Annotated in this window: 7 protein-coding genes and 2 pseudogenes; 6 read left to right on the top strand and 3 right to left on the bottom strand. The window is 35.6% G+C overall.

Features of this window, described 5'->3' with window-relative positions; all coding sequences use genetic code 11:
• Window positions 1–29: 29 nt before the first annotated feature.
• Window positions 30–569, bottom strand: a pseudogene (locus tag HMPREF9171_RS01000000113010) (biotin transporter BioY).
• Complete coding sequence (gene bioB, locus HMPREF9171_RS105570; RefSeq protein ID WP_000009970.1) at window positions 570–1,562, bottom strand: biotin synthase BioB; 993 nt, start codon at window positions 1,560–1,562, stop codon at window positions 570–572.
• Window positions 1,563–1,686: 124 nt separating this feature from the next.
• Between bioB and HMPREF9171_RS1000000113860 the strand changes: the two are divergent.
• The 4 genes and pseudogenes from HMPREF9171_RS1000000113860 (at window position 1,687) to nth (ending at window position 5,269) form a co-directional block, all read left to right on the top strand.
• A pseudogene (locus HMPREF9171_RS1000000113860) lies at window positions 1,687–2,197 on the top strand (hypothetical protein).
• Window positions 2,187–3,302, top strand: a complete 1,116-nt coding sequence (locus tag HMPREF9171_RS105575) for a thiolase family protein (protein WP_000796101.1) — start codon at window positions 2,187–2,189, stop codon at window positions 3,300–3,302. The pseudogene HMPREF9171_RS1000000113860 and the gene HMPREF9171_RS105575 overlap by 11 nt, the downstream one beginning before the upstream one ends.
• Window positions 3,295–4,524 carry an AMP-binding protein gene (locus HMPREF9171_RS105580; RefSeq protein WP_000894045.1) on the top strand — a complete coding sequence of 410 codons (1,230 nt, stop codon included), beginning with the start codon at window positions 3,295–3,297 and terminating at the stop codon, window positions 4,522–4,524. Before HMPREF9171_RS105575 ends, HMPREF9171_RS105580 begins: the two co-directional genes overlap by 8 nt.
• 112 nt (window positions 4,525–4,636) lie before the next feature.
• A complete protein-coding gene (gene nth, locus HMPREF9171_RS105585; RefSeq protein ID WP_000949175.1) occupies window positions 4,637–5,269 on the top strand; it encodes an endonuclease III in 633 nt (210 codons plus the stop codon).
• Here nth and HMPREF9171_RS105590 read toward each other — a convergent pair whose 3' ends face one another.
• On the bottom strand, window positions 5,270–5,665 hold the full coding sequence (locus HMPREF9171_RS105590; protein WP_000606045.1) for an A24 family peptidase: 396 nt from the start codon (window positions 5,663–5,665) through the stop codon (window positions 5,270–5,272). It lies immediately after the preceding gene.
• Between the two features lie 154 nt (window positions 5,666–5,819).
• Between HMPREF9171_RS105590 and HMPREF9171_RS105595 the strand changes: the two genes are divergently transcribed.
• Both HMPREF9171_RS105595 and HMPREF9171_RS105600 read left to right on the top strand, forming a co-directional pair.
• The gene (locus HMPREF9171_RS105595) at window positions 5,820–6,029 is read left to right on the top strand and encodes a YqgQ family protein (RefSeq protein ID WP_000865866.1); all 210 of its coding nucleotides are present in this window, start codon (window positions 5,820–5,822) and stop codon (window positions 6,027–6,029) included.
• On the top strand, window positions 6,026–6,548 hold a 523-nt coding region (locus tag HMPREF9171_RS105600; protein ID WP_000038544.1), incomplete at its 3' end, for an ROK family protein. The genes HMPREF9171_RS105595 and HMPREF9171_RS105600, both read left to right, overlap by 4 nt.

The raw sequence follows: 6,548 nt of genomic DNA, 5'->3' as shown, positions 1-6,548 counted from the left end.
AGACAGTACCTAAGGGCACTGTCTTTTATTTAGTTGTATAGATGAGTTAATCTGTCTGCAAATTTACGATAAATAATCAAGCAAATGGATGCTTTTAAGGTATCCCCAGGAATAAAAATAAGGTTAGAAAATAGTGATTTAGTTAAGGGGAGAGAAGTTTGAAAGGAAAGAACGATGCTACCACAAATATCAATCAATAGTACGCCAAATATCCAAATAATAAGGAATTAAACCCAGAGTTTTGTTGTTTTCACTTTCTCAAGCCCTAGGCCGATAAAAAAAGCTGCAAATGGATAAGTCAGCAGATAGCCTGCTGTTGGCCCAAACAGCGTTACGAGACCTGACCGCCCTCCTGGTAAAAATGGTGCACCAATAGCAACTAAGAGCAAGAAAATAGCCACAGCTAGGAAACCTTTCCTACTACCAAGCAGAGCACCTGCCAGCATAACACCAAGATTTTGTAAGACAATTGGGACTGGAATGAAACCTAATGGGATCCCTGGGATAAAACCTAAAACAATGAGTAGTGCAACCATGAGTGCAATATAGGTAGTTGTTCTTGTTTTCATTTAAATTAATTCCTTTTTAGTATGATTTAGTTGTAATTTTTCCAAGAATTCAATATCGGTATGTTGATTGCGACCCCCCTCTGTTAGGTAATTTCCCAAAAAAGTTGAGTCAACAAGTAAGGTGACTAATGATTCAAAATTCTCAAAATGGACCTCCCGTCCAGCACTTAATCTTAATTCCTTGAAAGGAAAAACAAAACGCAACATGGCCATAATTTTTAAGCATTTAATGGGAGTCAAATAGTTATATTTTCCAAGAGGTGTTCCTTCAACAGCAAGTAAAAAATTGACAGGGATAGAATAGGGGTCCAGCTCTTTTAGTCTGAAAGCTAATGTGATGAGCCCCTCATCGCTCTCTCCCATACCACAAATGAATCCAGAACAAACATCAATGTCTTCATTGTGAATTCTTTCTAAAGTATCACAACGATCTTTGAAGCTATGCGTCGTTGCAATGTTGGGGTAGTTTTCTTCGGGGGTGTTGAGATTATGATTGATACGGTCAATTCCTGCTTGTTTTAGCTGATGAAGTTGTTCTCTATCCAAAAAACCAGCGGTAAGGCATATTTCTAGAGGGAGGCTTTTTTTGATTTCAGGGATGACTTGACATAACTGCTCAATTTCTCTCTTGCTAGGCTTAGTTCCACTCATCGCAATACAAAAGACGTTAGCACCATTTTGATGAGCGACAATAGCCTGTTTTAGAATGACATTTTGAGGAAGCAGACCAAATTTATCAATGTCAGCAGTGCTTTCTTTAGATTGAGAACAGTAACCACAATTTTCTGCACAAAGTCCTTGCTTAGCACTTAATAAAACGTTAAGGCGAATATTATTTCGGCTAACTTGATTTTTAAGGTATAAGGTAGCAGCGTAGATTTCCCACCAGTTCTCATCGCTATTTAGAATTTCCAGCGCTTGTTCATAAGAAATGCTAGTCTTTCCAGATAATATTTCGTCAGCCAAATGGATATAATTTGTTTGAAATGACATGATAGCCTCCTTTAACGAAATTAATAATAGCATAAAAAAATTATATTGTAAACTTAGTAGATATTATAAGTTAACAATATATAAAATTATGATATACTGGTCTTATATTTTGACGGGAGATAAGATGAAAAAACTATTTAAAAAAGCTATAGCTATGTGCCGAGATTTGCCGCTTAATTTTGTAATTGTTGAACTTAGTTTGTATCAAAGAGAGGATGGTTCATCTGATAATATTAAATGGATTTCTAAGCGAATCCTTGAGGTAACGGTAACTGATCAGCAATGGATTTACCATTTGAGGATGCTTGATTTACCAAAACTTAAGCCAATGTCACTAGCATCCAGTGACTGTCCTGCAAGAGAAGGTTAGTCTTATTTCAATAGAAGAATGTCAAAAATTCACTAGCTTAGTGCGAGATAAAAATCCTTTTCACCAAGGGGAAGCAGCTATTGTGCCTGCGGCTCTATTATTGGAAAAAATAATGGAAGTTAGAAAAGGAAAAATAAAGGAGATTCATTTGACTTTTTTATCTCCAGTAAGGGTGAATCAAGAATTCTCAGTGCAAGTAGTGGATAACACAGTGATTATTTTTCAGCATCAAATATTATGTGTGAGGGGAACATATGAAGAATAGAGATGTTTATATTGGTTTTGGGCTACGAACACCTATCGGTATAAAAGGGAAGCAATTTAAACATTACCGTCCAGAACTTTTAGGAGCACACCTCTTAAATCAAATAAAAAAAATAGAATCAGAATCTAATATTGATAGTATTATTTGTGGGAACACAGTTGGTACTGGGGGCAATATTGGTCGTTTGATGACTCTTTTTTCTGATAATGAATCCTATATTCCAGTACAAACGATTGATATGCAGTATGCTTCATCAAGTTCTGCCTTGTTTTTTGGTTATCTAAAAATCAGTGCCGGTATTAATGAAAAAGTTCTTGTTGGGGGGATTGAAAGTAGTTCTCTTCAACCTATGAGACGTTACGCTAAAGAAGATAATCGTAACGGAGAATATACAGTTGCTCAGTTTTCTCCTGACTCTTATGCTGAAACTGTAATGTTAGAAGGGGCACAAAGAGTCTGTCAAAAATATGGTTTTAGAAGAGAAATGTTAGATAAATTGGCATTCTTGAGCCATAAACGCGCCTTAACAGCTAAACAAGGTGGCTATTTAGAAGAGGTAATCTTACCAATGGAAGGGATGCGAGATCAAGGCGTTAGAAAACTAAAAGAAACATTTTTTCAAAAATTACCAAGGTTGATGGAAAATTCACCTTTGCTCACTATTGGAAATGTTTGTTTAATGCACGATGCTGCTGCATTTCTAACGCTTCAGAGTCAGAAAACAGAATTCCGGATTGTTCACATTGTAGAAGTAGCAGGAGATCCCAAGCTTAGTCCAGAATTGGTTCACACGGCTACGGAAAAACTATTAACAGAAACTCATACTAAAATATCGGATTATGATGCAATTGAATGGAATGAACCATTTGCAGCGATTGATGCTTTATTTAATCATTATTATCCTGAAGAGAGAGAAAAGTTCAATATTTTTGGAGGGGCATTAGCTTACGGACACCCTTATGCCTGCTCAGGAATTATTAATATCCTTCATCTTATGCAGGCATTAAAATATAAAAATAAACCTATGGGCCTAACTGCCATTGCAGGGGCAGGAGGAGTCGGAATGGCCATATCAATAGAGTACTTAGGAGTTAAGAATGCTTGAATCATTGAAAACAATAGTTAAAACCAATAGCGATAAAAAGTTATTTGATGGTGATTTACAGGTCAGTTATGGAGAATTTTATAACTTAGTCAGACAAGATATGGCGTCACAAGACAATAGGAAACATGTGATTAGCACACACTCTCTGCTTAACCAATTAGTAAGATTTGTTTCAAAGTTATGTCAAAAAGCTCTTCCTATTATTTGTAAACCTAACCTTACTCATAATGAAATAAGTCGATTAGAAAAAGAAGTGCAGTATGCTCCTCAACTAGCTGATTTTGGTGTTCTTTCTTCTGGGACTACAGCTGATGCTAAACTATTGTGGAGGAGCTTCACTTCGTGGTCTGATTTTTTTAGCATTCAGAATGCTTATTTTTCGTTCACTTCCAATAGCAGACTGTTTATTCAGGGTGATTTTTCATTTACTGGTAACTTAAATTTAGCGCTATCCCTTTTATTACTGGGGGGAACGCTTGTTGTCACACAGAAAAATTCTGTAAAATACTGGCAGACTTTATGGGAAAAAACTGGTGTAACGCATCTATATCTGCTTCCTAGTTATCTCAAGTTAGTGGAACAATATAGCAAGGAGACTGCGTTAGACAATAAAACTATTATCACCTCTTCGCAATATGTCTCTGACTCATTACTGGAAGGTTTATATAGAAAGCATCCTAAAGTGTCAGTGAAAATCTTCTATGGTGCTAGTGAACTCAATTATGTGTCATGGTACGATGGTCGTGATATCCGAGATAAGCCACAGTATGTTGGAGAAATCGTTCCAAATGTAGCTGTTAGGATTAAAGAGGGAAGAATTTTTGTAAAAACACCGTATAGTATCTGTGGCCTTTCAAGTGAATATTGTGCTGGTGATTATGGTGAACTGATAGATGGCAAATTATATCTATTTGGTCGTGGTGACGATTGGTGCAATCAATCGGGCATTAAGCTCTATTTACCTAGATTAATCGAAAAAATAAAAACATGCCCTTATATCAAGGATGCAGTAGCATTTACAAAAGAGAGTCAAAGTCATGGGCAAGAGTCACATTGCTGTATTGTTTTAATTGAAAATCAGATGCAACAAGAGTGTTTGAAGTGGTTATCGGAACATTTTGAAAAGAAGTATGGGTTTAAGCATTATCATATTGTATCTAAAATTCCTTTGATGCCATCTGGAAAAATTGATTACCAACAACTCAAAAGACAATTAGCATGAGCTTTTACTAAAAAAATAAAATAGGGTTAATGGATTGCAAACCTCAGTTCTGATATTCTTTATTTTGAAAGATATCGTGATATAATGATAAAAAAGAAAGATAAGGAATAAAATGTTATCAAAAGCAAAATCACGATATATTATCCGTGAGATTATTAAGTTATTTCCAGATGCTAAACCTAGCTTAGACTTTACTAATGTCTTTGAGCTTTTGGTAGCTGTAATGCTATCAGCTCAAACAACTGATGCAGCTGTTAATAAAGTCACTCCCGCCCTTTTTGAACGCTTTCCAAATCCTTTAGTTTTGGCACAAGCTGATCCCAAAGAGATTGAACCCTATATTTCTAAAATTGGGCTTTACCGTAATAAAGCTCGATTCTTAAATCAATGCGCTAAACAATTGATAGAGCATTTTGATGGGAAAGTCCCCCAAACTCGTCAAGAGCTAGAAAGTTTGTCTGGCGTTGGAAGGAAAACGGCTAATGTGGTCATGAGTGTTGGATTTGGTATTCCGGCTTTTGCCGTAGATACTCATGTCACTCGGATTTGTAAACACCACCAGATTTGCAAACAGTCGGCTTCTCCACTAGAAATTGAGAAACGAGTCATGGAGGTTTTACCGCCAGAAGAGTGGCTAGCTGCTCATCAATCCATGATTTATTTTGGTCGTGCAATTTGTCATCCTAAAAATCCAAAATGCGACCAGTACCCACAACTTTATCACTTTCCTGATAATTTAAAGTGATTAGAATAAAAGAGAGTAACTGGTGACGATTATATAAGCGATACTTAAAAACGGTAGAAAAGCTATCGTTTTTTTCATTTTTCTCATAACTAAACAATAAATAATTCCTAACCAAGCACCTATTTGAATAATAAAAAGCATTTGATGAAGAGGTAAAGATAAGCCAATTGTGGCTAAATAAAGGAAATCTCCACTTCCGATATTAATATCAACCACTTCAGCTAAAATCCCAAATAAACATAAAACAATAGAAACTTTTGTAATCGGTGTGAGAATTATCGTTGAAATGGTGAATAATATCCATAGAAAAATAGGATACTCTTGGTATTTTATATCATAATAACTTAAGATAAAACTCATGCATAAAGAAATAAAATAGATGGTAGACATAATCATAAAATCCTTTTTATAGTTTATATTTATATTCGAAAAATGGTAGAAAAGAGATTATGATTTCTATTATAGATAGTCAGCCTAACGTCATAATAACAATTAGCAAGCGGTTGCGGATTTTCTTGAAAATTGAATGGTTTTCTGTTAAAATTTATATATGAAAGTTTTATTCGATGTGCAGAATCTTTTGAAAAAATTTGGTATTTATGTTTATATTGGTAAACGTCTTTATGATATCGAAGTTATGAAGATTGAATTGCAACGTCTCTACGATAATGGTCTGATAAGTAGAGATGACTATTTAAAAGCAGAACTGATTTTAAGAAGAGAGCACAGACTAGAATTGGAGAAGGAAAATAAAAAATGAGTAAGAAATTATTGGGAATTGACCTCGGAGGAACGACCATTAAATTTGGTATCTTGACGCTTGAGGGAGAAGTACAAGAAAAATGGGCAATTGAGACCAATACTTTAGAAAACGGAAGACATATCGTTTCTGATATCGTTGAATCTCTCAAACATCGTTTGAGCCTCTATGGATTAACAAAAGATGACTTTCTCGGTATCGGTATGGGTTCTCCAGGAGCTGTTGATAGAACTAGTAAAACAGTAACAGGTGCTTTTAATCTAAATTGGGCTGATACTCAAGAAGTAGGTTCGGTTATTGAAAAAGAAGTTGGAATTCCATTTTTTATTGATAACGATGCTAATGTTGCAGCACTTGGTGAACGCTGGGTAGGTGCTGGTGCCAATAATCCCGATGTTGTTTTCGTAACCCTCGGAACAGGAGTAGGTGGAGGTGTTATCGCAGATGGTAACCTCATCCATGGTGTTGCAGGAGCAGGTGGAGAAATTGGGCATATGATTGTTGATCCAGAAAATGGAG

It is taken from the genome of Streptococcus agalactiae ATCC 13813, assembly GCF_000186445.1.
GTDB lineage: Bacteria > Bacillota > Bacilli > Lactobacillales > Streptococcaceae > Streptococcus > Streptococcus agalactiae.
The sequence above is the reverse complement of the archived record's forward strand: the minus strand, read 5'-3'. Positions and strand labels throughout refer to the sequence as shown.